Below are 22,956 nucleotides of genomic sequence, written 5' to 3'. Positions count from 1 at the left end.
GTGAACGCGCAGGTCGTTCATCTTGCGCCCGTTCCCCCGTACGTGTCGGCGAGGTGGTCGGCCCAGGTCCGGGCGCCCGTCGGCGTCGCCTCGGTGACCAGTCCGCCCGAGCGCAGGGCGCGACCGATCCGCCCGGGGATCCGCACCGGGAGCAGCGGGCGGCGGGACCGTCGGGCGGCGTTCCAGGCCCGGACGGCCGCGTCGAAGCGGAGCACCTCCGGGCCGCCGTACTCCTCGACGCCGCGCAGCGGGCCGGCGGCGAGCCGCCGGACCAGCCGGTCCGCGACGTCGGCGGGGTCGACCGGCTGGGCGAGCACCGCCGGGTCACCGAGCACCGGGCCGAGCCGGCTCGCGCCGCGCAGCATGCCGTCGAGGAACTCGGGGAACTGGGTCGCCCGCAGCACGCTCCACGGCACCGGCCCGGCCGCCACGACCTGCTCGGCGGCAAGCTTGTGCCGGTAGTAGGGAATCGGCACCCGGTCCACCCCGACGATCGAGACGTAGACCAGGTGCCGTACGCCCGCCTGCCCGGCGGCGACGACCAGCCGGCGGGTGCCGAGCACGTCCACGGCGTGGGTCCGCCGCCCCCGGTTCGGCGACGAGGCCAGGTGCAGGACGGCGTCCACGCCGGCCACCGCCGCCACCAGCCCCTCCCCGGTGGCCAGGTCGACCACCACCCACTCCTCGGACGCCCCGGTACGCGCCCGCCGGCTCGTGGCCCGGACGGCCCAGCCCTCGTCGCGCAACCGGGGCAGCACCACCCGCCCGAGCCGACCGCCCGCCCCGGTGACCAGCACCCGCATGGTTCTCCTCCCTCTCCTTCTCCGCGCCCCGCCGCGTGGCCGACGCGCCCTCGCCCGCCGCGTGGCCCGAGCCCTCGCCCGCCGCGCGACCGGCTGATCCGCGCCCCCGCGCGGTCACGGTGTCGACGGCGCCGCCCCGGCGGGCGTGACCGGCTGTGCGCCGGCTCACCGGAGCAGGTCGGCCGCCGTCACCAGCACGAAGAACCCGATGACGATCTCGCTGACCACCCACGAGTGCTGCCGGGCCGCGTCCCGGATCCGGGGCAGCACGGTCGCCGCCCGGCGGCCGAGCAGCAGCAGCGCCAGCAGGGGCAGGGCGAGCAGCGCCAGGGTGAGCAGGACGAACGGCAGCAGGTGCCACCAGGACAGGCCGTGCCGGGCGGCGCTCGCCCCGACGGTGGCCATCGTGAGGTCGTCCGTCGGCATGGCCAGGAAGAGCAGCAGGCCGAGCCGCAGCGCGGCGCCGGGGCCGGCCCGCTGGAGACCGCTCATCCATTTCGGGGGGCCCGCGGTGTGTCGGCGCAGGAAGACGACCACCGCCAGGACGACGAGCAGCGCCAGCACCACCACGTCGATCCGGCTCTCGACCGCGCGGCGACCGCCCCCGCCCGTCCCGACGCCGATCCGCACCGCCCGGGTGATCATCCAGCTCGCCGTCACTCCGCCCGTCACCACGATCCCCGCGCCGGCCAGATAGCCCAGCGAGGCGGCGCGCGGCCGGTCGGCCGACGCGAGGAAGACCGCCGCGACCAGCTGCGATCCGGCGACCATCACCACGGCCATCGGCAGGATCGTCAGGAAGTTCATCGCCCGCCCATCCTCCCGGGCCGCCCCGCCGGCCCGGGGTGGTTCGCCGCATCCCGCAGGGCGTACGGCGCGGAGCGGGCCGGTACGAGGCCCCGCCGGCCGGCCCGGCGCGTCGCGTCGCCCGACCGACCCGACGCGGAGCCGGGCGGCCGGCCCGGTCCGGAGTCAGTCGGCCGGACGGGCGGCGGGCGGGCCCGGCACCACCCGGCCGGCGATCAGGACACCCAGCAGGGCCAGTCCGGCGGCCACCGCCAGCGTGCCGGCGTAGCTGCCCGGCCCCGGTGCCGCGCCGGCGGCCAGCACCGCGCCGGTGAGCGCCAGCACGGTCGCCGCGAAGAGCGAGTCGCCCAGTTGCAGGGAGGAACTGTTGCGGCCCTGCTCGCCCGGGGCGGACAGCTCCAGGGTGAGCACCGACAGCGACGGATAGAGCAGCCCCATCCCGAGGCCCGCGCCCGCCCAGCCGAGCACCCCGACCCACACCGGCACCCCGGGCGCGACGGCGAGCGCCACCACGGCCGTACCGGCCGCGATGCAGGTCAGCCCGACCCTCGGCAGGGTGGCCCGGGAGCGCGGCGCGGGCAGCCGACCCTGCGCCCAGGAGCCCAGCGACCAGGCGAGGGCGCCGGTGGTGAGGACGAGACCCGCCGCCGTCGGCAACAGCCCACGCTCCCGGGAGAGCATCAGCGGGATCACCACCTCGGCGCCCACGAACGCGGCCGAGGCGAGACCGCGCAGCCCGATCACCGTCGGCAGGCCCCGGCCGGCGCGCAGGAACCCGGCCGGCAGCAGCCTCGGCGCGCAGACCAGCAGCCCGACCAGCGCCAGGGCGACCAGCCCGACGGCGGTGGCGCCGCGCTGCTGACCCCCGATGTGCAGCAGTGCGGCGCTCACCGCCGCCCCGCAGGCCCAGCCGACCCGGGCGACCGCGCCGGCCGGCACCGCCGCCGGCACGCCCGTGCCGATCGCCCGCAGCCCGGGGTGGATCAGCAGCACCGCCGGCACGGCCACCACCGGCACCGCCAGGAAGACCCACCGCCAGCCGAGGTACTCCACGATCAGGCCGGCCAGCGCCGGCCCGACCAGCGACGGCACGACCCACGCGGCGGCGAACGCCGCGAAGATCCGCCGGTGCAGCGCCTCCGGGTACGCCTGCCCGACGATGACGTACAGCGCCACCGAGAGCAGGCCGGAACCGAACCCCTGCACGATGCGGCCGACCACCAGGGCGCCCATGGCCGTGGCGCCGCCGGCGACGAGGAGTCCCGCCACGAACCACACGAGCCCGTGCCACATGGGTGCCCGGGGACCTCGGGTGTCGCACCAGATGCCGGAGACGACCATCGCCAGCACGCCGGCCGCGAACGGGCCCCCGAAGGCGATCCCGTAGAGGGCCAGCCCGTCGAGGCTGCGGGCGACGGTCGGCATCGCCGTGCCCACCGCCAGCGCCTCGAACGCCAGCAACGAGACCAGGGCGACGCTGCCGATCGTCATCGCCCGCAGCCGTGGCGCGAAGAGCCCCGCCGGAGGCGGAACCGGGCCGGCGGGCGCCGCCGTGGCGGTCACCGCCGGCTCACCGGGCGCGGCAGCCAGAGCGGTCGGTGGCGAATGCGGGTCCGTGGGTCCGACGGGCTTACCTCGGCGCGGAGGAGTTCGATCAACATGAGGCCAGCGTCCGACCTGAACCGGGCTTGAGGTCAAGGGTGACCCGGCTCTCCCCGGTCGCCCGGGCACCGCCGCCGGGCCACGAGGGCCGTCCGCCCGCCGTCCCGGCCACGAAACTTCCCCTGCTCCGGGGGCATAAGGGCCGGTCCGGCGGGAAGCCAGGCCGCCGGAGCGGAGGCGTGGGAGGCGAGATGGCGTACGGCGGCAGCGGCAACGGTGGGGAGCCCGGCCGGCGCCCGGCCGGTCGTACGCCTCGATGACGTCGCTGGGCCGTGCCGCCGGCCGGCTCCTGCCGTCGGTGGCCGTGCCACAGGTCGTCGGCGAGGCGTCCCGGAGCGTCGGCGCCGCCGCCACCCGGCTGGCCCGGGCGGCCGGGCTGACCCGCCGCCGGATCTGGTCCCGGCCCGGCCGGCACCACATCGAGGTGCACGGCGTCTGCCAGGACGGCGGCGACATCCTCGCCCGGCAGGTCGAGGCGGCGCTGGAGCGGGTGCCGGGGGTCCAGTGGGCGCGGGTCAACGCGCCGTCGGGCCGGGTGGTCGTGGCCGTCGGCACGCCGGAGCCGGAGCTGCGCGACCTCGTCGCCACCGTCGCCCGGGCGGAACGCACCTGCCCGCACGAGCCGGACCCGGAGGTCCCGCCGCCGCACCCGCCCGAGGAGGGGCCGCGCACGCCGCGCACCCTCGGCGCGCTGGCCTCCGACGCGCTGGGCCTCACCATCTCCGCCGCCACCCGGATCCTGCCCTTCACCCCGGTGCCCGCGGAGGTCGCCGGGCTGCTCGGCGCGGTCGACCTGCACCCGAAGCTGCACGCGCTGGCCGACCGGGGACTGCGCGCCGACCCCCGCGCGGACCTGCTGTTCCCGCTCGCCGAGGCGGTCGTGCAGGGCCTGGCCGGCGGGTGGACCGGGATCGTGCTCGACGGGGCGCAGCGGGTGGTGCAGTGGGGCGAGGCGCGGGCCCACAGCCGGGCCTGGGCGCGGGCGGAGCCGCGGCTGACCGGCGACCCGGAGCGGGCCGTGGCCCGGACGCCGCAGTTCGAACGCCCCCGGCCGAAGCCGGACGGCCCGGTCGAGCAGCACGTCACCCGGATGCTCGCCGCCGGCGCCGCCGCCGCAGCCGCCGCCACACCGGTCGTCGGCCGGAAGCGGGCCGCCGCGCTGGGACTCTCCGCGCTGCCGAAGGCCCCCGGCAGCGGCCGCGAGGGATACGCCGCGCAGCTCGGCCGGATCCTCGCCCGGCGCGGGGTGATCGCGATGGACCGCAGCGTGCTGCGCCGACTCGACCAGATCGACACGGTGGTGCTGGACGCCGCCGTACTCGGCTCCGACCGGGGCGTGCTCGCGGACCTGGCGCCGCTGGCCGGGGCGGACACCGGGCAGGTGGCGACGCGCGCGTTCGCGCTCTTCGACCCGGGCGACCCGGCCGGGCTGCGGCGGGCCGACGGCTGGCGGCTCGGGCCGCTGGCCGCGGTGGCGGCCGAGGACCCCGGCGACACCGAGGACAGCCGGCGGCTGCGCGAGGCCGGCGGGCTCCTGCTCGGCCTGGCCGACGGCGACACCCTCGCCGCCGTACTGCGGGTCGAACCGGAACCCGCGCCGGGCGTCGACGCCCTGCCGGCCGCCGCCCGCCAGGCCGGCCTGCGGATCGTCGTGGCCGGCGACGACGACCGACGGTACGGCTTCGCCGACGACCACCTGCCCGGCGGCGACCGGCTGGCCGAGTCGGTGCGGACGCTCCAGTTCGGCGGGGCGGTGGTGCTGGTGGTCTCCGGCGACCGGGCCGCGCTCGGCGTCGCCGACTGCGGGCTGGGGATGTCCGCCCCCGAGGACCTGCCGCCCTGGGGCGCGCACCTGCTGGTCGGCACCGACCTGCGGGTGGCGGCGCTTATCGTCGAGGCGACCGGGGTGGCCCGCCGGATGACCCGGCAGAACATCGGCCTGGCCCTGGCCGGCACGGGCCTCGGCGCGCTGGGGGCGCTCACCGCCGCGCCCGCGCAGTTGCCCGGTCGCTCCCTCTCCGCCGTCAACGGCGCGGCGGCGCTGGCCTTCGCGCACGGCGTCGTACGGGCGCGCCGGCTGCCCGGCCGGGCGGAGTCCCCCGCGCCGACGATCACCGCCTGGCACCTGATGCCGTCCCCGGCCGTCCTCGACCAGCTCGGCACGGGCCCGGACGGGCTCGCCACGGCCGAGGCCGAACGCCGTCGCGGCGACGCGACCGGGCAGCCGTCCGGGCCGACCGGGCTGCTGCGCGCCTTCGTCGACGAGCTGGCCAACCCGCTCACCCCGGTGCTCGCCGCCGGGGCGGTGCTCTCCGCGACCTTCGGCTCACCGGTCGACGCGGCCCTCGTCGGTGGGGTGGTCGGCGGGTCCGCGCTGCTCGGGGCGGTGCACCAGCACCGTACGGAGCGGTCGCTGGCCGAGCTGCTGTCCCGGTCGGCGGTGACCGCCCGGGTGCGCCGCGACGGCACGGAACGGGTGCTGTCCGCCGACGAGCTGGTGCCCGGAGACGTCGTACTCCTCGAATCGGGGGACGCCGTGCCGGCCGACTGCCGGGTGCTGGAGTCGGCCGGCCTGGAGACCGACGAGTCCTCGCTCACCGGCGAGTCGCTGCCGGTCGGCAAGACCGACGAGCCGGTCGTCGCCGCCGCCGTCGCCGACCGGCGGTCGATGCTGTACGAGGGCACCACCGTCGCCGCCGGCCGCGGCACCGCGGTGGTGGTGGCCACCGGCTCGGACACCGAGGCCGGGCGGAGCCTCGCGCTGGCCCGGCAGGCACCCCCGGCGAGCGGCGTGGAGGCCCGGCTGGGCCGGCTGACCCGGGCGGCGATCCCGCTCGCCGCCAGCTCGGCGGTGGCGGTGGCCGGCGCCGGGCTGGCCCGGGGCGTACCGCTGGCCGAGACGGCCGCGACCGCCGCGAACCTGGCCGTCGCCTCCGTGCCGGAGGGCCTGCCGTTCCTGGTCAGCGCGGCGCAGTTGGCCGCCGCGCGGCGGCTGGCGGAGCACGGCGCGCTGGTCCGCAACCCGCGCACCATCGAGGCGCTCGGCCGGGTGGACGTGCTCTGCTTCGACAAGACCGGCACCCTCACCGAGGGGCAGCTGATGCTCGCCGGGATCGGCGACGACGGCCGGTACGCACCGGTCGACCAGCTCGACGACGGGCTGCGGGCGGTCCTCGCCGCCGCGCTGCGCGCCACCCCGGCCGCCGACGACCCCCGCGAGCTGGCCCAGCAGACCGACCGGGCGGTCCGCCACGGCGCCCGCGCGGCCGGGGTGACCGAGCAGGTCGGCGCGGACGGGTGGGAGCCGGTCGGCGGCCTGCCGTTCGAGCCGTCGCGCGGCTACCACGCCACGGTCGGCCGCGCCGGGGGGCGGCTGCTGCTGAGCGTCAAGGGGGCGCCGGAGTCGGTGCTGCCCCGGTGCTCCGCCTGGCGTACGCCGGGGGGACGCGACGAGCCGCTCGACGACGAGGGGCGCGGCGGGTTGCACGCGCTGCTCGCCGACCGGGCCGGGGCGGGGCACCGGATCCTGGCGGTGGCCGAGTGCCGCGTCTCCTCGCTCGGGGTCACCGACGAGCGGGTGCACGACCTGACCTTCGTCGGCTTCCTGGCCCTCGCCGACGGGGTGCGCGAGAGCGCCGCCCCCGCCGTGCGGCGGATCCGCCAGGCCGGCGTGCACACCATCATGATCACCGGCGACCACCCGGCCACCGCCGAGGCGATCGCGGCGACCATCAGCGACCACGACGAGCAGCGGGTGGTCACCGCGACGGAACTCGACCGGCTCGACGACGACGCCCTCGCGGAGCGGCTCGCCGCCACCGACGTGGTGGCCCGGTGCACCCCCGCGCACAAGGTGCGCATCATCCAGGCGCTGCAGAGGTGCGGGCGCACCGTCGCGATGACCGGCGACGGCGCGAACGACGCGCCGGCGATCCGGCTGGCCGACGTCGGCATCGCCCTCGGCCAGCGGGGCACCCCGGCGGCCCGCGCGGCGGCCGACCTGGTGGTCACCGACGACCGGCTGGAGACCATCATCGCCACGCTGGTGGAGGGCCGGGCGATGTGGTCCTCGGTGCGGCACGCGCTCAGCATCCTGGTCGGCGGCAACCTCGGCGAGATCGCGTTCAGCGTGCTGACCGCCGCCGCCACCGGCCGGTCGGCGCTCACCGGGCGGCAACTGCTCCTGGTCAACCTGCTCACCGACCTGGCCCCGGCGCTGGCGATCGCCGTCCGGCCACCCGCCGCCGACCACGCCGACGGCCTGCTCCGGGAGGGACCGGACACCTCGCTCGGCAGGACGATGACCCGGGAGATCGGGCTGCGCGCCGCCGCCACCACGCTGGGCGCCACCGCCGGCTGGACGATGGCCCGCTACACCGGGCGGCGCCGGCGGGCCGGCACCGTCGCGCTGGTCTCGCTGGTCGGCACCCAGCTCGGGCAGACGGTGCTGGCCGGCGGCACCAGCCCGGCCGTACTCGCCTCCACCGCCGCGTCGGCCGGGGTGCTGGTGGCCGTCGTGCAGACGCCGGGGCTCAGCCAGTTCTTCGGCTGCACGCCGCTCGGGCCGGTCGGCTGGACCATCGCCACGGGCTCGGCGCTCGGCGCGACCTTCGCCAACGGCGCGCTGACCCGCCTGGTGGAGCGCCTGCCACAGGCCGGCCCGCACGAGCCGGAGCGGCCCGGCGGGGTGACTCCCGACGCCGCGTCGCAGGGGTGAGCGCCGCCGATCCGCATGGGCGGGCCGATCACGGGTACGGCCCTGCACGGAGGTGGGCATGTTGACGACGCAGCCGGAGGTCACGTTCATCGGCACCGCCACGACGGTGCTGCGGATCGGCGGGTTCACCCTGCTGACCGACCCGAACTTCCTGCACCGGGGGCAGCGCGCCTACCTGGGCAAGGGCCTGTGGTCGCGCCGGCGCACCGATCCGGCGCTGCGGATCGCCCAACTGCCGACGCTGGACGCGGTGGTCCTGTCCCACCTGCACGGCGACCACTTCGACCGGGTGGCCCGCCGGGAACTCGACCGGGAACTGCCGATCGTCACCACGCCCGCCGCCGAGCCGAAGCTGCGCCGCTGGGGGTTCCGGGCCGCCGAGGGCCTGCCCACCTGGCGTTCCCGGGAGCTGCGCCGGGGGGCCGAGACGCTGCGGCTGACCTCGATGCCGGGCAGGCACGGGCCGGGCGCGCTGGACCTGCTGCTGCCCGACGTGATGGGCACGATGATCGACCTGGAACGCGACGGCACCCGCGAGTTCCGCCTGTACGTCACCGGCGACACGCTGAACCGGCCGATGCTGGCCGACGTCCCACGGCGGTACCCGGACATCGACGCCATGCTGATCCACCTCGGCGGCACGCGGATCGCCGGCATCCTGCTCACCATGGACGCCCGGCAGGGCGCGGACCTGGTCGAGACCGTCCGGCCGAGGCTGACCGTGCCGATCCACTACGACGACTATCCGGTGTTCCGCTCCCCGCTGGGCCACTTCGTGGCGGAGGCCCGCCGGCGCGGCTTCGCCGGCAGCGTCCGCACCGTCGCCCGGGGCGAGACCGTCCCGCTCATCCCGCCGGCCTGAGTCGGCGGCCGGTCGCGGGCCCGGGTACGCCGATCGCCGCCCCCGCCGGCGGGGCCGGAGGGGCGGCGATCAGTTCACGCGTGCGGTCAGCCGCGCTCGGAGATGGCCTCGATGAGGTCACCGACCGGGCGCTCGGGCAGCGAGCGGGCCACGTCGGCGACGGCCACGATGCCGACGAGCTCGTGCCCGTCGATCACCGGCAGCCGGCGCACCTTGTGCTGGCTCATGGTCCGCAGGATCTCCGCCGCGTCGTCGTCGGCGCCGATCGTCACAGCCTCGCCCTGGGCCAGCTCACCGGCGGTGACGCTGCCCGGGTCGCGGCCCTCGGCGAGCACCCTGACCACGATGTCGCGGTCGGTCAGCATGCCCTTGAGCCGGTTGTCGTCCCCGCAGATCGGCAGCGAGCCCACGCCCAGCTGGGCCATCTGCTTCGCGGCCGTCCTGAGGTCGTCCTGCTCACGGATGCAGGTCACGTCGTTCGTCATGATCTCGCGTGCGGTCGGCATTGGCATGACACCTCACTTCCGGGGGTTGTTGCCGTTTCTCCTACCCCCGCCGCCCCGGCCCATGCGCCACCGGTCGCGCGCGGCTCTCAACCCGCCGGCTGCCAGGTCGCCGCGGCGCGGCGCAGCCGGTCGTTGACCGCGCGGCCGACGCCCGTCTCGGGAACGGGCTCGACCACGATCTCGCCGACCCCGGTGGCGTCCAGCTCGTGCAGCGCGTCGAACAGCCGCGCGGCGGCCTCGGTCAGGTCACCGGCGGCGGAGAGCACCTCGACCGCAGCCCAGTCGCCCGCCGGCGGCTCCCGGAAGGCCAGGAAGCCGCGCCGGACCCCGTCGGCCGCCGGCGGCTGCGCGCCCGTCGCCAGCCGCAGCGGCGTACGCGGGGCGTAGTGCGCCGCCAGCGTGCCGGGCGCGACGGGCTGGCCGGAGCTGCCGGGGCGTACGGTCACCGGGCCGACCGCCTCCTCCAGCGCCTCCAGCGGCAGCGCGCCGAGGCGCAGCACGACCGGCCGGCCGGCGCGGGCGTCCACGATGGTCGACTCGATCCCGCAGCGCGTCGGCCCGCCGTCGAGCACCACGTCCACGGCGGCGCCCAGGCCGCGCACCACGTGCTCGGCCCGGGTCGGGCTGAGCTGGCCGAACCGGTTCGCGCTCGGCGCCGCCACCGGCACCCCCGCCTCGGCGATCAGCGCCCGCGCGTACGCGTTGTCCGGCACCCGGACCGCCATCGTCGGCAGCCCGGAGGTGACGATCTGCGGGATCGCGGCGGGCCGGTCCACGATCAGCGTCAGCGGCCCCGGCCAGAAGCGCTCGGCCAGCGCCGCCACCGCCGGCGGCACCGCCCCGACCAGCTTCTCCAGCTCGGCCGAGTCGGCGAGGTGCGTGATCAGCGGGTCGAAGCTGGGCCGCGCCTTCGCCTCGAAGATCCGGGCGGCCGCGCGGGCGTCCAGCGCGTTCGCGCCGAGCCCGTAGACGGTCTCGGTGGGAAAGGCCACCAACCCGCCGGTACGCAGGACGGAGGCGGCCTCGGCGATGCCGCTGTCGGCCGGGAGCACGCGCGGGGATCCGGTGGTCACACCTGCGACGCTAACCTGCCGCGGCGCGGTGCCCGTGGGCGACCGGGCGGACTGTGACCGCCGGGCGTCGCCCACGCCCCGGCGGATCTCCGGCTCCGGCTTGACCCTTACGTCGCGTGAGGCCGGAGGGTGGTGGACATGAGTGACTACTTCGACGCCTTCCACCTGGGCGGCGTGCCCGTCCCGGGCCCGGACGCCGTCGCGCCCGAGCCGTTCCGGGGCATCTACGGCATGCCCGCGTTCGTGACGATCCCCACCGCCGACCTGGAGGCGTCGGTGGACTTCTGGATCCGTGGGCTCGGGTTCATCGAGCTGTTCCGCATGCCCGGCCAGGTGGTGCACATGCGCCGCTGGGTGTTCCAGGACGTGCTCCTCGTCCCGGCGGTGAGCGCTCCGGAGCGGGCGCCGGCGATGAGCGTCAGTTTCGCGTGCGTGCTCGACCAGATCGAGCCCGTGGCCGAGGCGTGCCGGGCGCTTAGCCCGGACTCGGTCGACGGCCCACGCGACACGCCCTGGAACACCCGCGACGTCGAGGTGATCACCCCCGAGAACGCGCGGGTCGTCCTCACCGCGGCGAAGCCCTGGGATCCGGCCAGTCAGGAGGCGCGCGATCTTGCGGCCGTCGGCATCACCCCACCGGGCGTCGGGCGCGGCGACAATGCGGAGCATGCCTGACATCACCGCCACTGCCAGGGCCGGCGAGGCCGACGGCCGCACCGTCGGTCAGGTCGCGGCGCGGCTGGGCGTGACGGTCCGCGCGCTGCACCACTGGGACGACATCGGTCTGGCGCGGCCGTCGTTGCGCACGGCCGCCGGATACCGGCTCTACACCGCCGGCGACCTGGAACGCCTGCACCGCATCGTGACCTACCGCGAGATCGGCCTCGGCCTGGACGCCATCCGGGCCGTCCTGGACGACACGGCCGCGGACGTGCCCGCCGCGCTGCGCGCGCAGCGCGCCGAGGTCGCCCAACGGATCGACCGCCTCCGGCAGCTCGGTGCCGGGCTGGATCGGATGATCGTCGCCCACGAGCGCGGCCTGCTGCTGACCGCCGAGCAGCAGGCCGCGGTCTTCGGCCCGGAGTGGGACCCGGACGGGCCCGCCCGGGCCCGCCAGCGCTACGGGGACACGCCGCAGTGGCGGCAGTACGCCGAGCGCTCGGCCTCCCGCAGCCCGGAGGATTGGCAGGCGGTCGCCGAGGACGTCGCCGACCTCGACCGTGCCCTCGCAGAAGCGGTGGACGCCGGGGTCGCGCCCGGCAGCCCGGAGGCGAACCGACTCGTCGAGCGGCACCGGGCGGTGTTCGCCTCCTACTTTCCCCTCACCAGGCAGATGCAGGTCTGCCTCGGCCGCATGTTCGAGTCCGACCCGGGATACGCCGCCCACTACGACGGCATCCGCCCCGGCCTCGCCGCGTGGTTCCGTCGGAGCGTCGACGCCAGCGCGCGCGCCCACGGCATCGACCCCGACACCGCCACCTGGCAGTAGCGCGGACACCCGGCCCGCGGAGGCCGGCCGCCGGTTCCGCCGCGCCCCGCCGAGCCGGACCGTCCCCGCCGCGTCGCCCCCGGCCGACACCGCCACGTCGAGCCCGGCCGGCACTGCTCCCGGCCGACACCGCCGCGTCGACCCCGGCTGGCCGGGACGGCCGGGCGCGTCTAGTCGCCGACGAGGTCGCGCCGGACGGCGAAGAGCGCACCGACCAGCGAGAGGCCCGTCCAACCCGCGAACACCAGCAGGTTGGCGCGGTCGCCGCCGCCGGCCGCGAGGTAGGCGGAGAACGGCAGCGGCGCGTCCAGCCTGCCGGCCAGCCCCTCGACGAAGATGAACCAGCCGCCGTACCCGAGGAAGAGCCAGGTCGGCCGGCGGAAGATCGCGGCGTTGGCGGCGGCGAACACGGCCATCAGGGGAACGACGGCCGCGGCGTCCCGGAACTCCCGGATGTCGCCGTCGAGCAGCACCGTCACGCCGCTCAGCGTCATGAACACCAGGGCCACCACGACGGCGGCGACGAGGTGGCCGACCAGGGTGAGGGCACGGTTCGGCTGCGCCAGGTGGAGCAGGACCGCCGTCCGGTGCTGGTAGTGCTGGCCCACGTGCATGGCGGCGAGACCGAAGGTGCCCACGCCGGCCAGGAGCTGCCACGCGGCGGCGTCGACCACGCCGAAGAGCAGGCCCAGTCCGCTCAGGATGATCAGGGAGAGCCAGGTGGACCGGACCGTCGCCATCCGGTGCAGCTCGCTGCGGACCAGCGCGACCATCACGCCGCCGCCAGGTCGAAGAAGATCTGTTCGAGGTTCGGGGTGTCCACGGCCAGTTCGTAGACGGGCACCTGCGCACCGAAGGCGATCTCGCCGGCCTGCTCGGGTGACAGCCCCACCACCTCCAACACCTGCCCCTCGGTGCTGACCTGCCCGCCGGCCTGTTCGAACGCCTGCCACAGCCGCCGCGGATCCCGCCCACGGACCCGCAGCCGATGGGTCGCCGACCCGTACAGGTCGGCCAGCGGCGTCGCGCGCCGGATCCGGCCCTTCGCGATGATGACGACGTCGTCGATCACCTTGGCCAGCTCGGCGAGCAGGTGACTGGAGATCAGTACCGTGCCGCCGTTGCGGGCGTGCTCGCGCAGGAGCTCGCGGAGCCAGGCGATGCCCTCGGGGTCGAGGCCGTTCGCCGGCTCGTCGAGGACGAGCACCGCGGGGTCGCCCAGCAGCGCGGTCGCGACGGCCAGCCGCTGACGCATGCCGAGCGAGTAATCGCCGGTGCGTTCGTCGGCGGCACCGTCCAGCCCGACGTACTCCAGCAGGTGGTCGACCCGCGCGCGGCTCGCGCCGGCGAGGACGGCCTGCGACGTCAGATGGGCCCGCCCGGTCTGGCCCGGGTGGCTGACGCCCTGCTCCAGGACCGCGCCGACCTGCCGCACCGGATCGCGGAGATCCCGGAACCGCCTGCCGTTGATCAGGGCGTCGCCGGACGTGGCGCGGCTCAACCCGAGCAGCATCCGCAGTGTGGTCGTCTTGCCCGAACCATTGAGGCCGAGGAAACCGGTCACCCGCCCCGGCGCCGCCGTGAAGCTGACGTCGTCCACCGCGGTGGTCCGGCCGTAACGCTTGGTGAGGTGCATCGCCTCGATCACGCGGCCCATTATGGACGGCTCGCCGCCTTCGGGGCGGCCCGGCATCGCGGAGCGTCACCACGCCGAGGGGAACCGGCGAACAGGTCCGCCGACCGCCGACCCCCTCGGTGGTCGCCCCGGTGCGGGAGGATCGCGGCATGCTTCGTACCCCTCGGGCCCTCCTGCTGGACTTCGGCGGCGTCCTGGCCGACGCGCCACCGCGACCGCCGGCGCCGCCGGGGCTGGTGCGGCGCCTCGCCGCACTCGTCGACGGCGCGGTCCCGGACGAGCAGATCGCCCGGGACCTGGGCGAGGGCGCGCGGGCGTACGCCCGGTGGCGCGACGACGTGGGCCGGACCGGCGACCCCGTCGAGCTGCCGCACGGCCAGGTGTGGGCCGGCTTCGTGACCCGCACCTGGCCGCCGGCCGCCCGCGCCGCCGTCGACCGGGAGGCGACCCCGCTGGCGTACGCCTGGACCTGGCGGGAGAGCTGGGCGGTGCGGCCCGGCATCCCCGAGGCGTTGCGCCACGCCGCCGGGACGGGGCTCCCGATGGCGGTGGTCAGCAACACGCTCTGCGGTGCCGCCCACCGCGACTTCCTGTCCGCCGCGGGGCTCTCCGGGCTCTTCGCGGCGGAGTTCTACAGCGACGAGGCCGGGCCCCGCAAGCCCAACCCGCAGCTGGCGCTCCTGGCAGCCGAAGCCGTCGGGGTGCCGGTCGGCGACTGCTGGTTCGTCGGCGACAGCGTGCACCGCGACGTCGCCTGCGCCCGACGCGCCGGCACGGGCGCGGCGATCCTGATGCGGTCGCCCCGCACGGACCGGGAGGCCCCGCTGCCCGGCGTCGAGCCGGACGCCCGGATCGAGGACGGCCACGGGCTGCTGGCGCTGCTACGGCAGCTGGCCGGTGGGCCGGCCCGGGGCTGACCGGGCTCGGGCCGACGCGTCCGGCACCGCTCGGCCCGTCAGTCGGCAGGCCCGGACGACGGTCGGCCGGCCACCGGGCGGGCCGACGACCCGCGCGCGGACGCCACCGCGGTGCGGCGACGTGCGGTGCACGCGGCGGGGCTGACCGACGAGGCGCGGGCGTGGGCCGCGGGACCGACCTCCCGCAGTCCCGCGACGCGGCCGGCTCGCAGCTCCAGGTGGGTGCCGGTGAACCGGGCGCGCATGCGGCGGTCGTGGGTGACGACGACCACCGCGCCCGGATACTCCGCCAGGGCCTCCTCCAGCTCCTCGACCAGGGCCGGGGAGAGGTGGTTCGTCGGCTCGTCGAGCAGCAGCAGGTCGACCGGTTCGCTGACCAGGCGGGCCAGCTCGATCCGGCGCCGCTGCCCGTACGACAGCTCGCCGATCCGCAGTCGCAGGTCGGCCGGCCGGAACAGGCCGAGGGAGAGCAGCTCGTCGGTGTGCTCGTCCGGGTCGCCGGCACGCCCGTGGGCGAACGCCTGCGCCACCGTCAGGTCGGGCGGCCACGGAACCTCCTCCTGCCGCAGGTATCCGATCCGGCCGTGCGTGCGTACCGTCCCTTCGTCCGGGTGCAGCTCCCCGGCCAGGACCCGGAGGAGGGTGGTCTTGCCCGCACCGTTGGGCCCGGTGACCAGGAGTCGCTGCGCGCCCCCGATCCGCAGCGGCGGCACGTACAGTCGGTCGGCGACGCGGATCCCGGTGAGTTCCGCCGTCGCCTCCGGCACCTGGCCCTCGGCTCCGGAGATGCCGTCAGCCCCGGAGATGCTGCCGGCTCCCGAGACGCTGCCAGCTCCGGAGATGCTGCCGGCGAAGACCAGCGGGTCGGGCGGCGGCGCGACGGGATTGCCGGTGAGGCGCTCGATGCGCTCCTTGGCGTTGCGGATGCGCCCCATCGCCCCGTGGTCGCGGCCACGGGCCCGGAAGGCGCCGTGCCCGAACTTGGCCATCGGCGCCTTGCGCGGGATCGCGTCCAGGCGGACCGCGTTCACGGCCGCCGTCCTCCGGCTGCGGGCCAGCTCGGCGCGCCAGTCCTCGTACTCCTGGATCCGGCGCCGGCGCTCGGCGGCCTTGGCGGCGAGGTATCCGTCGTAGCCGTCGCCGAAGCGCGTCACCGCGCCGTCGCCGACCTCCAGGATGGTGGTGGTGACCCGGTCGAGGAACTCCCGGTCGTGAGTCACCGCGAGCACCGTGCCGCGGTGCGCCCGCAGGTGCTCCTCCAGCCAGCCCACGGCCTGGTCGTCCAGGTCGTTGGTCGGCTCGTCGAGCAACAGCAGTTCCGGCTGGGACGCCAGGGTGGCGGCCAGGGCCAGCCGCGACCGTTCCCCGCCGGACAGCGTGCCGAGCGGCCTCGTACGTTCCAGAGCCGGAAGGCCGAGCCCGTGCAACGCGATGTCCACCCGGGTGTCCGCCGCGTACCCCTCCCGCGCCTCGTACCGGGCGACCAGCCCGGCGTACGCCTCCATCGCGGCCACGAGTTCCGCCCCCGCCAGGCCGCGCAGCGCGGTCTCGGCGTCGCGCATCCGTGCCTCGAGCTCGCGCAGGTCGGCAAGGGCGAGGTCGATCGCGTCCTGGACCGTGGCCTCGGGCGGCAGCGCCAGGGACTGGGCGAGGTAGCCGATGCCGCCGGGCGCGACCACCGTCACCTCCCCGTTGTCGGGCCGGTCCGCCCCGGCGAGGAGCCGCAACAGCGTGGACTTACCGGCGCCGTTGTCCCCGATGATGCCCGCCTTCTCGCCTGGCCTGACGGTGAAGGACACCGCGTCCAGCACCACGCGGTCGTCGTAGCGGCGGGTGACGTCGTGTAGCGACAGTTGGGCAGTGAGCAAGGCAGAACCCCCTGACCTCGGCCGAGCCGAGCGGCACGGGCGGGCCCGTGCGGACGCGTTACGGATCTCGATTGGCGACGGGCCCGATCGGCGGTGTCACCGGTAGGTGGACGGACGGCCCGACGAGACGGTGCGTCTCGCCTATGTTCCGATGACGGTAGGCGATCACGACCCACCAGTCAAGACGATACGGTCCGTCTCGTATGTGCCCGGCGTCACCACCCCCGACCCGGAAGGTCGGACGCCGGGGCGCTAGCGGGCTCCTGGCGGTACGAGATCAGCGTCGGAGCAGGCCGAGCACGGTGAACCACAGGAAGATCCAGGTGAACCACGCCCGCTGGGCGAGGCCCGCGAGTCCTTCGTTGTCCGCCGTGGTGGCCTCGTCGAAGCTGGCGCCGTAGATCCCGAAGAGCACCAACGTGATCGCGCCGGCGGCGATCAGCCATCCGCCGAGACGATGCTGTCCCTGGCGCCGGGTCGCGATCCCGGCGACGAAAGCCAGCCGAGCGTGAACAGCAGGGATCCGACCGCGGCGCAGGGGGCGAGCCTGCGATCGACACGACGCGTACCGGAACCGGGCATGGTGCCTCCAATCCGTACTGATCGTCACTCCGGGGAAGCGGATGGGCAGAACTCGGCCTCGAGCACGGCCTTCACCATGTCGAGCGAGTTGCGCGGGCCGTACGTGTCGATGTTCATGTTGGTGGCGATCATGTGCGCGGCGTCGCGGGTGCCCATCGCGAAGGAGAACCCGCCGGTGATGGCGCCGCCGATGCCCCAGACCCGCACGCCGCACGACAGCCGCCAGGTGAAGACCCCCGTGCCGTAGGTGGTGTCGGGGATCCACGTGTCCGTCCAGGAGCCGTCCGGCGCCGCGATACCGGTCCTGACCATGGTGAACATCTCCTCCTGCTGGTCCGGCGGGAGAAGTTCGCCGCGCAGCAGTGCGGCGGCGAATCGGTGGAGGTCGCCGATCGTGGAGATCAGTCCGCCGGCCGCCCAGCCGGTGGTGGCGCTCTGCTCGGTGACGTCGTAGGTCCTGGCGTCGGGCTCGGTGGCGAACAACGTCGAGTAGTGCCGGGGGTGCGGGCCGCGTATCTGCGTTTCCGCACCCGGCAGGTAGGTCCCGGTCAGCTCCAGCGGGTCGACGATCCGCCGCGAGATCTCGTCGGCGAGCGTCCCGCCGGTCACCCTCTCGACGATCATCCCGGCGAGGATGTAGCCGGTGTTGGAGTACACGAAGCCGTCACCGGGCGCCTCGAAGGAGCGCGGATTACGCAGGCCGATCTCCACGAGCCGCTCGGGCGGGTAGGTGTCGTGGCGATGTTCCAGCCACGCCGGGCCGGAGAACTTGGCGAACTCCTCCGTGTCGTTGCCGTAGTTGAAGATCCCGCTGGTGTGGTTGAGCAGGTGCCTGACGGTGATCGTGGCGCCGTCGTTGTCGCCACCCCCGACCAGGCCGGGCAGCCACTCGTCCACCGTGTCGTCGAGGCTGAGCCTCCCTTCGGCCTCCAGCTGCAGGACCACGGTGGCCGTGAACGGCTTGGTGGCGCTGCCTATTCGGAACCGCTCCTCCGGCCGGCGCTCGCGGCCGCTTCGGAGGTCGGCCATCCCCGCCGAGCCGAACCATCGCCCGTGCCGGTCGCGAACTTCCGCGACCATGCCCGGCACGCCGCCGTCGGCCACGGCCCGGTCGAGCGCCTGCTGGACCCGGGAGTGGCCCGCGACGCCGGCCGCAGGGGAAGCCGCGCCGGCGGTCGCCCCCGCCAGTGCCGCGGCGCCGACGAGCGGCCCGGCCGTCGAGGTAGGAGACTTGGTCATGCCGACCCCTTCCGGGCGAGGGACGTCAGCTCGACGCCCGTCGCCTCGCTGCGATGACGATCATCAACGTTCAGTGGTGACGAAAAGCTAGCTTGCATTCAGAAAACTCGCAACAGTGGATTCGTCGAATTTCCTTGTTCGGCAGCTCAAAGCCGGCGCTATTTGCAATGGGCTTGTGAACGAACGCAAGACGAGCCAGGGGCTTCTTGCAATGAGATGCCGACGAACGCAATACTGCGTCCGCTTCGGACAGCACGCGGGCTGTGCGGCACAGGGACAGGAGGGCCCACCCGATGCCGGGAGGCAGGCTGACCTACCAGGATCGCCAGGACATCGCAGCGGGGCTGACCGAAGGCCTCACCTACACCGAGATCGCCAAGCGCCTGCACCGGCCGATCTCCACCATCACGCGGGAGGTGACCCGCAACGGTGGAGCCGACGGCTACCAGGCCGCCCGGGCGCAGCAGGCAACCCAGGGCCGGGCCCGCCGGCGCAAGCCGGCCCCCGTCCGGGCCCCGGCGCCGTCGACCGCCATCGGCGCCGTCGGACGAGACCCCCACGCCGTCCACGGCCTGGAGGAACGATTCACCGCGGCGATGATCACGACAGGGCTGCCCCGCACGACCGCCCGAGTGCTCACCTGCCTCTACCTCACCGACAGCGGCAGCCTCACCGCCGCCGAACTCGCCGAGCGCCTCCGGGTCAGCCCGGCGTCCATCTCCAAGGCCATCGGCGAACTCGAACAGCAGGAACTGATCCGCCGCGAACGCGACCCCCGTCGACGACGCGAGCGGTACGTCATCGACCCCGACGTCTGGTACCGGGCCTGGCTGGTCAGCGCCCGACAGAACGCCACGATCGCCGTACTCGCCCGGGACGGGGCCGAGATCCTCGACGCGACCACCCCCGCCGGCGCCCGGCTACAGGACATGAGCCAGTTCCTGGATCACGTCAGCCACAGCCTGATCCGGGCAGCCGAGCAGTGGCGGCAGGACTACCTGTCGAGACGGGCGACGGATCGTTAGGACAGATCCTCGCGCCGACCACGCATCGACGCCCGACCTGCGCCGGCGAGCGCTGGCTATGCTCCGGCTCATGAGCGAAGCGAGCCGCCGCCCTTCCCCGCCCGCCGTCCCCACCGAGGCCGATTCGCTGCGGGCGGTCCTCGAACGTAACCGGCGTACCTTCGCCTGGAAGACCTTCGGGCTCGACGAGAAGGGCCTGCGCGCGACCACGGCGGCCAGCACCATGACGCTCGGCGGCCTGGTCAAGCACATGGCCCTGGTGGAGGCGGACTGGCTCGCGGTCAAGCTCGCCGGCCGCGAGTACGGCGCTCCCTGGGACGCCGTCGACTTCGACGCCGACCCGGACTGGGAATGGCGCACCGGGGCGCTGGACCCGGCGGACGACGTCTACGCCGGGTGGCGGGCCGCCGTCGAGCGCTCCCGCGAGCTGGTGGCCGAGGTCGTCGCCGAGCGCGGCCTCGACGGGCCGGCCTCCTTCACCTGGCCGGACGGGCGCACCCCCACCGTCCGCGCCATGCTCCTGGACATGATCGAGGAGTACGCGCGACACACCGGGCACGCCGACCTGCTGCGGGAGGCGGTGGACGGCCGGGTGGGCGAGGGCGCGCCCGCCGACTTCACCTTCTGAGCGCCCTCCGGCCCGAGTCACGGTCTCCCACCGGCCGGTGGCACGATCTCCTACCGGCCGGTGGCACCGTCGACGAGTTCCCGCAGGATGTCGGCGTGACCGGCGTGCCGGACCGTCTCGCCCATCATGTGGGCGAGCACCCAGCGCAGCGTACGAGGCGAGTCGGAGACCGGCTGCGCGGTACGGGCGTCGGGGCCGGCGGCTGCGGCGATGTGCGCGTCGCTCTCGGCGATCGCGGCCCGATAGTCGGCGATGACCTCGTCGGCGGAACGCTCCGGCCCGACCACCATGTCGAAGTCGAGGTCGGCGTAGCGCGCGTCCCCGGCGAGCGTGTAGCCGAACCAGTACCGTTCGGCGTCGGTCAGGTGCTGCACCAGGCCCAGCAGCGTGGTGTCGGAGACGACCAGGCGGCGCCGCAACTGCTCCTCGCTCAGACCGGCGACCTTCTTCAGCACGCAGGACCGCGCGAAGGACAGGAAGGCGAGGGTGGTGTCCAGCTCGCCGCCGTCGTTGCTCGGCACGGCTTCGCGTTGGGACTCAAGCATGTCCCGACCCTACGTGCCGTCCCGGACGCCGCGACCGCCGTGACCGGCCGGCTGCGACTCGGGGCCGAGATCGATCAACGAGACCGGCTGCGAGGGGATCAGGCTGTGTTCAGCAGAGCGGGGAGTTTGCGCATGTCGTCGAAGACCACCGTGTCCGGGCCTTCCAGCCGGTGCGCGGGGGTCAATCCGCCCGCATAGCCGAAGCAGCGCATACCGGCGGCGCGGGCCGCTTGGACTCCGTACAGGCTGTCCTCGACTACGACGCACGCCGCGGGCGGGACACCCATCGTCGCCGCCGCGTGCAGGAAGAGGTCGGGGGCGGGCTTGCCGTGGGCGACCTCGGTCGCGCTGAAGATGCGGCCCTCGAAGCGGGAATACAGGCCGGTGCGGCCCAGGGTGTGCCGCATCTTCTCGTGCGTGCCGCTCGACGCCACGCACGTCAACTGGGTGATCTCATCGAGCGCGTCGTTGATCCCGTCGACGGCGGTCAGTCCGGCGTCCACCGCTTGACGGTGTGCCAGATCGAACCGTTCAGCCCAGGTGGCAGCCACGCCCTGTCCGAGGCGGGCCGCGATCTGCTCACCGATGGACGTGCTGGACCGGCCGATGAAGCGCTCGATGACCTCTGCCTCGGTCAGGGCCCAGCCCAGTTCCGCGCCAAGCGCGACGTTGACGCGGACCGCGATGCGCTCGCTGTCCACCAGCACCCCGTCGCAGTCGAAGATGACAAGCCCGATCGCGTTGATCATCCGGACAGGCTAGTCGAGTGTGGGGCGAGCCTGCCGGCGCCGACTAATTCTGGTCGAGGTTGGCCTCGTGGGTCAGATGACTGGCTGAGCCGGGGTCGGTGGCGGGTGCCGGCCGGGGCGGGCAGAGCACGGCCACGGCGATGGCTGCTGTTATCGCCGCCCCGGCGGGGTAGGCCAGGCCGCCGAACTCGTCGGTGGGCACCAGGCCACGCCAGAACGGCGAGTCAGGCACGGCCGTGTCGGACAGTGCGCCCAGGAATTGCAGACTACCGAGCAGCCAGGCGGGGATCAGCAAGACGAGACCGGCAATGGCGGCGGTGGCCGCGAGAGGAGCAGCCAACGGACGGTGCTCGAGACGGCGGCTGGCCCAGCCGGTTAGCAGCCAGCCGGCCAGCATACCGAGCACGCCGACGGCGAGCGTCGAACCAGTGAGCCAGCGCGGTTCCGCCCGGTAGATCGAGACTCTGAGCCCGCCTTCGGCGTACGCTGCGTCGAAGTAGTCCTCGAACGACAGCACGAGTGCGTCGTTGCGTGCGGTCAATGCCTGCGAGTTGTTCTGCCGGGCGCCGGTTTCGATGTCGGTCGGGCTGGTCGAGTAGGTGTCGGTGACGCGCCAGCCGGCCGCCTCCAGGCGTTGCTGCAGGCCGGCTAGATAGGCGTCGACGTCCTCGGTCGCAGGCGTTCGATCGGTGCCGTAGCTGACCGACGCCGCATCGGTCTCACCACCGTTGTTGTGGAAGGAGTCGTCCGACATTTCGTACCATTGTGCCGATAAGCCTGGGGTGAGCATCTCGGCCAGCTGAGTCCGCTCTGCCCCGGTTGGGAGCGCCGGCGCAGCCTCCCAACCAATACGGTTCGCCAGCGACGCGCTCAGAAAGCCGGAGAAGACTGAGGCGAAGATTGCCAGCACGACCACGCCTCTGCTGAGTGGACGACCGAGTCGGGCCCGCATGCCTTGCCGAAGCAGGTTGAGCGTCTCAACAAGGCCGGGCCGGACGTGCCCGGCCTCGGCCGCCATGAGCAGCGTGTCTGCCAGTTCTCCGCGACGTGAGCCCTTCGGGTAGACGTGCAGCAGCAGGCGATATGGGGTGGCGAGGCGGCGGCTCATGCGAACGCCGGGCCAGGCCGCGAGGCGTTCAGCCGCCGCGATGCGATGCGAACGTTGTGGGCCAGTCGCGCTGTCTCCTCAGCGAGTGCTGCCGCGCCGCCGTCGGTGAGGCGGTAGTAGCGCCGAGGACGCCCTTCAACGGTCTCCTCTCTGTCGATCGCGACCAGTCCTTGGGCGGCCAACCGGTCCAGCGCCGCATAGAGGGTGCCGGCCTGCAACCTGACCTGGCCTTCGGAGAGCGCCTCGGCCGTCTGGATCACGCCGTACCCGTGCCGTGGTTGATCGACCAGCGCGGTCAGGATCCAGAACGTCGGTTCTCGCATGGCCTTCGACATGGCCGCCAATATAAAGATTATCTGACTATGGGGCAACGGCGCCGGTGCCACGCTGGCCAGGGCGCTTACATCGCCCGCTTGCAATCCCGAGCCACGCCCCGCGACCGGCAGACCCGAACAAGCCACACGAGCACTCTCCGGTGGCTGGACGCCTCAGGACCACATGCCAGAGGCCATCTCGTCCAGCACGGGCAGCCAGAGGCTGTCGCCCTGGAAGGGCAGCGGATCCCGCTCCTCCACCGCAGCGCGGACGCCTTCCACGGCCTCGTCGAGGCGCGCGAAGTCCTCGTCCCCGCCGTCGCTCCAGTCGAACTCTCGGAGGAGGCGATGGAGCGAGAAGGCCAGGTAGGCGAGCGAGGAGAGGTCGGCATGGAGGGACTGGACCGGGCCGCCGTTGTCGCAAAA

General features: G+C 74.7%; 21 protein-coding genes and 1 pseudogene. 7 read left to right on the top strand and 15 right to left on the bottom strand.

Going from position 1 to position 22,956, the window contains the following annotated elements:
• Positions 1–17: 17 nt before the first annotated feature.
• From ACWENR_RS07835 to ACWENR_RS07825, 3 genes are all read right to left on the bottom strand, one after another.
• Positions 18–803: an SDR family oxidoreductase gene (locus ACWENR_RS07835; protein ID WP_452276252.1), complete on the bottom strand. Its 786-nt coding sequence runs from the start codon at positions 801–803 to the stop codon at positions 18–20.
• 165 nt (positions 804–968) lie between these two features.
• Positions 969–1,610: a GAP family protein gene (locus ACWENR_RS07830; RefSeq protein ID WP_452276251.1), complete on the bottom strand. Its 642-nt coding sequence runs from the start codon at positions 1,608–1,610 to the stop codon at positions 969–971.
• A 165-nt stretch (positions 1,611–1,775) separates the two neighbouring features.
• A complete protein-coding gene (locus ACWENR_RS07825) occupies positions 1,776–3,173 on the bottom strand; it encodes an MFS transporter (protein WP_452276250.1) in 1,398 nt (465 codons plus the stop codon).
• Between the two features lie 355 nt (positions 3,174–3,528).
• Between ACWENR_RS07825 and ACWENR_RS07820 the strand changes: the two genes are divergently transcribed.
• On the top strand, positions 3,529–7,989 hold the full coding sequence (locus ACWENR_RS07820) for an HAD-IC family P-type ATPase (RefSeq protein ID WP_452276249.1): 4,461 nt from the start codon (positions 3,529–3,531) through the stop codon (positions 7,987–7,989).
• A 58-nt stretch (positions 7,990–8,047) separates the two neighbouring features.
• The gene (locus ACWENR_RS07815; RefSeq protein WP_452276248.1) at positions 8,048–8,851 is read left to right on the top strand and encodes an MBL fold metallo-hydrolase; all 804 of its coding nucleotides are present in this window, start codon (positions 8,048–8,050) and stop codon (positions 8,849–8,851) included.
• 86 nt (positions 8,852–8,937) lie between these two features.
• On the opposite strand, the gene ACWENR_RS07810 is transcribed toward ACWENR_RS07815, so the two are convergent.
• Positions 8,938–9,357 carry a CBS domain-containing protein gene (locus tag ACWENR_RS07810; RefSeq protein ID WP_452276247.1) on the bottom strand — a complete coding sequence of 140 codons (420 nt, stop codon included), beginning with the start codon at positions 9,355–9,357 and terminating at the stop codon, positions 8,938–8,940.
• Positions 9,358–9,443: 86 nt separating this feature from the next.
• On the bottom strand, positions 9,444–10,430 hold the full coding sequence (locus ACWENR_RS07805; RefSeq protein WP_452276246.1) for an L-threonylcarbamoyladenylate synthase: 987 nt from the start codon (positions 10,428–10,430) through the stop codon (positions 9,444–9,446).
• A 138-nt stretch (positions 10,431–10,568) separates the two neighbouring features.
• On the opposite strand from ACWENR_RS07805, the gene ACWENR_RS07800 reads away from it, so the two are divergent.
• A complete protein-coding gene (locus ACWENR_RS07800; protein ID WP_452276245.1) occupies positions 10,569–11,105 on the top strand; it encodes a VOC family protein in 537 nt (178 codons plus the stop codon).
• Positions 11,098–11,919: a MerR family transcriptional regulator gene (locus ACWENR_RS07795; RefSeq protein WP_452276244.1), complete on the top strand. Its 822-nt coding sequence runs from the start codon at positions 11,098–11,100 to the stop codon at positions 11,917–11,919. The genes ACWENR_RS07800 and ACWENR_RS07795 overlap by 8 nt, the downstream gene beginning before the upstream one ends.
• A 170-nt stretch (positions 11,920–12,089) precedes the next feature.
• Here ACWENR_RS07795 and ACWENR_RS07790 read toward each other — a convergent pair whose 3' ends face one another.
• Both ACWENR_RS07790 and ACWENR_RS07785 read right to left on the bottom strand, forming a co-directional pair.
• Complete coding sequence (locus ACWENR_RS07790; protein WP_452276243.1) at positions 12,090–12,692, bottom strand: hypothetical protein; 603 nt, start codon at positions 12,690–12,692, stop codon at positions 12,090–12,092.
• Complete coding sequence (locus ACWENR_RS07785) at positions 12,692–13,576, bottom strand: ABC transporter ATP-binding protein (protein ID WP_452276242.1); 885 nt, start codon at positions 13,574–13,576, stop codon at positions 12,692–12,694. Before ACWENR_RS07785 ends, ACWENR_RS07790 begins: the two co-directional genes overlap by 1 nt.
• 128 nt (positions 13,577–13,704) lie before the next feature.
• Here ACWENR_RS07785 and ACWENR_RS07780 point away from each other — a divergent pair, with 128 nt between their 5' ends.
• A complete protein-coding gene (locus tag ACWENR_RS07780; RefSeq protein WP_452276241.1) occupies positions 13,705–14,472 on the top strand; it encodes an HAD family hydrolase in 768 nt (255 codons plus the stop codon).
• A 191-nt stretch (positions 14,473–14,663) separates the two neighbouring features.
• Here the strand turns inward: ACWENR_RS07780 and ACWENR_RS07775 are convergent.
• The 3 genes and pseudogenes from ACWENR_RS07775 to ACWENR_RS07765 all read right to left on the bottom strand — a co-directional run.
• Positions 14,664–16,340: pseudogene (locus ACWENR_RS07775) on the bottom strand (TlrC/CarA/OleB/SrmB family ABC-F type ribosomal protection protein); the annotation flags it as partial.
• 277 nt (positions 16,341–16,617) lie between these two features.
• On the bottom strand, positions 16,618–16,755 hold the full coding sequence (locus ACWENR_RS07770) for a hypothetical protein (protein ID WP_452276240.1): 138 nt from the start codon (positions 16,753–16,755) through the stop codon (positions 16,618–16,620).
• Positions 16,756–16,946: 191 nt separating this feature from the next.
• On the bottom strand, positions 16,947–18,161 hold the full coding sequence (locus ACWENR_RS07765; RefSeq protein WP_452276239.1) for a serine hydrolase domain-containing protein: 1,215 nt from the start codon (positions 18,159–18,161) through the stop codon (positions 16,947–16,949).
• A 293-nt stretch (positions 18,162–18,454) separates the two neighbouring features.
• Between ACWENR_RS07765 and ACWENR_RS07760 the strand changes: the two genes are divergently transcribed.
• Together ACWENR_RS07760 and ACWENR_RS07755 are read left to right on the top strand one after the other, a co-directional pair.
• Positions 18,455–19,186 carry a MarR family transcriptional regulator gene (locus ACWENR_RS07760; protein ID WP_452276238.1) on the top strand — a complete coding sequence of 244 codons (732 nt, stop codon included), beginning with the start codon at positions 18,455–18,457 and terminating at the stop codon, positions 19,184–19,186.
• A 70-nt stretch (positions 19,187–19,256) separates the two neighbouring features.
• Complete coding sequence (locus ACWENR_RS07755) at positions 19,257–19,814, top strand: DinB family protein (protein WP_452276237.1); 558 nt, start codon at positions 19,257–19,259, stop codon at positions 19,812–19,814.
• A 50-nt stretch (positions 19,815–19,864) separates the two neighbouring features.
• Here the strand turns inward: ACWENR_RS07755 and ACWENR_RS07750 are convergent, their stop codons facing one another.
• From ACWENR_RS07750 to ACWENR_RS07730, 5 genes are all read right to left on the bottom strand, one after another.
• Positions 19,865–20,359: a DinB family protein gene (locus ACWENR_RS07750; RefSeq protein WP_452276236.1), complete on the bottom strand. Its 495-nt coding sequence runs from the start codon at positions 20,357–20,359 to the stop codon at positions 19,865–19,867.
• Between the two features lie 98 nt (positions 20,360–20,457).
• A complete protein-coding gene (locus tag ACWENR_RS07745) occupies positions 20,458–21,108 on the bottom strand; it encodes an HAD family hydrolase (protein WP_452276235.1) in 651 nt (216 codons plus the stop codon).
• Between the two features lie 43 nt (positions 21,109–21,151).
• On the bottom strand, positions 21,152–22,216 hold the full coding sequence (locus ACWENR_RS07740; RefSeq protein WP_452276234.1) for a hypothetical protein: 1,065 nt from the start codon (positions 22,214–22,216) through the stop codon (positions 21,152–21,154).
• On the bottom strand, positions 22,213–22,551 hold the full coding sequence (locus ACWENR_RS07735) for a PadR family transcriptional regulator (protein WP_452276233.1): 339 nt from the start codon (positions 22,549–22,551) through the stop codon (positions 22,213–22,215). The genes ACWENR_RS07740 and ACWENR_RS07735 overlap by 4 nt, the downstream gene beginning before the upstream one ends.
• A 153-nt stretch (positions 22,552–22,704) precedes the next feature.
• Positions 22,705–22,956: hypothetical protein (locus tag ACWENR_RS07730; protein WP_452276232.1), on the bottom strand; the 252-nt coding region annotated here is incomplete at its 5' end.

Source organism: Micromonospora sp. NPDC004336, assembly GCF_053602615.1.
The sequence above is the reverse complement of the archived record's forward strand: the minus strand, read 5'-3'. Positions and strand labels throughout refer to the sequence as shown.

Coding starts and splice junctions, on each gene's coding strand:
- ACWENR_RS07835 (WP_452276252.1), bottom strand. CDS start 803: ATGCGGGTGCTGGTCACCGGGGCGGGCGGTCGGCTCGGGCGGGTGGTG.
- ACWENR_RS07790 (WP_452276243.1), bottom strand. CDS start 12,692: ATGGTCGCGCTGGTCCGCAGCGAGCTGCACCGGATGGCGACGGTCCGG.
- ACWENR_RS07760 (WP_452276238.1), top strand. CDS start 18,455: ATGCCGGGAGGCAGGCTGACCTACCAGGATCGCCAGGACATCGCAGCG.
- ACWENR_RS07765 (WP_452276239.1), bottom strand. CDS start 18,161: ATGACCAAGTCTCCTACCTCGACGGCCGGGCCGCTCGTCGGCGCCGCG.
- ACWENR_RS07795 (WP_452276244.1), top strand. CDS start 11,098: ATGCCTGACATCACCGCCACTGCCAGGGCCGGCGAGGCCGACGGCCGC.
- ACWENR_RS07815 (WP_452276248.1), top strand. CDS start 8,048: ATGTTGACGACGCAGCCGGAGGTCACGTTCATCGGCACCGCCACGACG.
- ACWENR_RS07800 (WP_452276245.1), top strand. CDS start 10,569: ATGAGTGACTACTTCGACGCCTTCCACCTGGGCGGCGTGCCCGTCCCG.
- ACWENR_RS07810 (WP_452276247.1), bottom strand. CDS start 9,357: ATGCCGACCGCACGCGAGATCATGACGAACGACGTGACCTGCATCCGT.
- ACWENR_RS07750 (WP_452276236.1), bottom strand. CDS start 20,359: ATGCTTGAGTCCCAACGCGAAGCCGTGCCGAGCAACGACGGCGGCGAG.
- ACWENR_RS07740 (WP_452276234.1), bottom strand. CDS start 22,216: ATGAGCCGCCGCCTCGCCACCCCATATCGCCTGCTGCTGCACGTCTAC.
- ACWENR_RS07755 (WP_452276237.1), top strand. CDS start 19,257: ATGAGCGAAGCGAGCCGCCGCCCTTCCCCGCCCGCCGTCCCCACCGAG.
- ACWENR_RS07735 (WP_452276233.1), bottom strand. CDS start 22,551: ATGTCGAAGGCCATGCGAGAACCGACGTTCTGGATCCTGACCGCGCTG.
- ACWENR_RS07780 (WP_452276241.1), top strand. CDS start 13,705: ATGCTTCGTACCCCTCGGGCCCTCCTGCTGGACTTCGGCGGCGTCCTG.
- ACWENR_RS07785 (WP_452276242.1), bottom strand. CDS start 13,576: ATGGGCCGCGTGATCGAGGCGATGCACCTCACCAAGCGTTACGGCCGG.
- ACWENR_RS07745 (WP_452276235.1), bottom strand. CDS start 21,108: ATGATCAACGCGATCGGGCTTGTCATCTTCGACTGCGACGGGGTGCTG.
- ACWENR_RS07830 (WP_452276251.1), bottom strand. CDS start 1,610: ATGAACTTCCTGACGATCCTGCCGATGGCCGTGGTGATGGTCGCCGGA.
- ACWENR_RS07820 (WP_452276249.1), top strand. CDS start 3,529: ATGACGTCGCTGGGCCGTGCCGCCGGCCGGCTCCTGCCGTCGGTGGCC.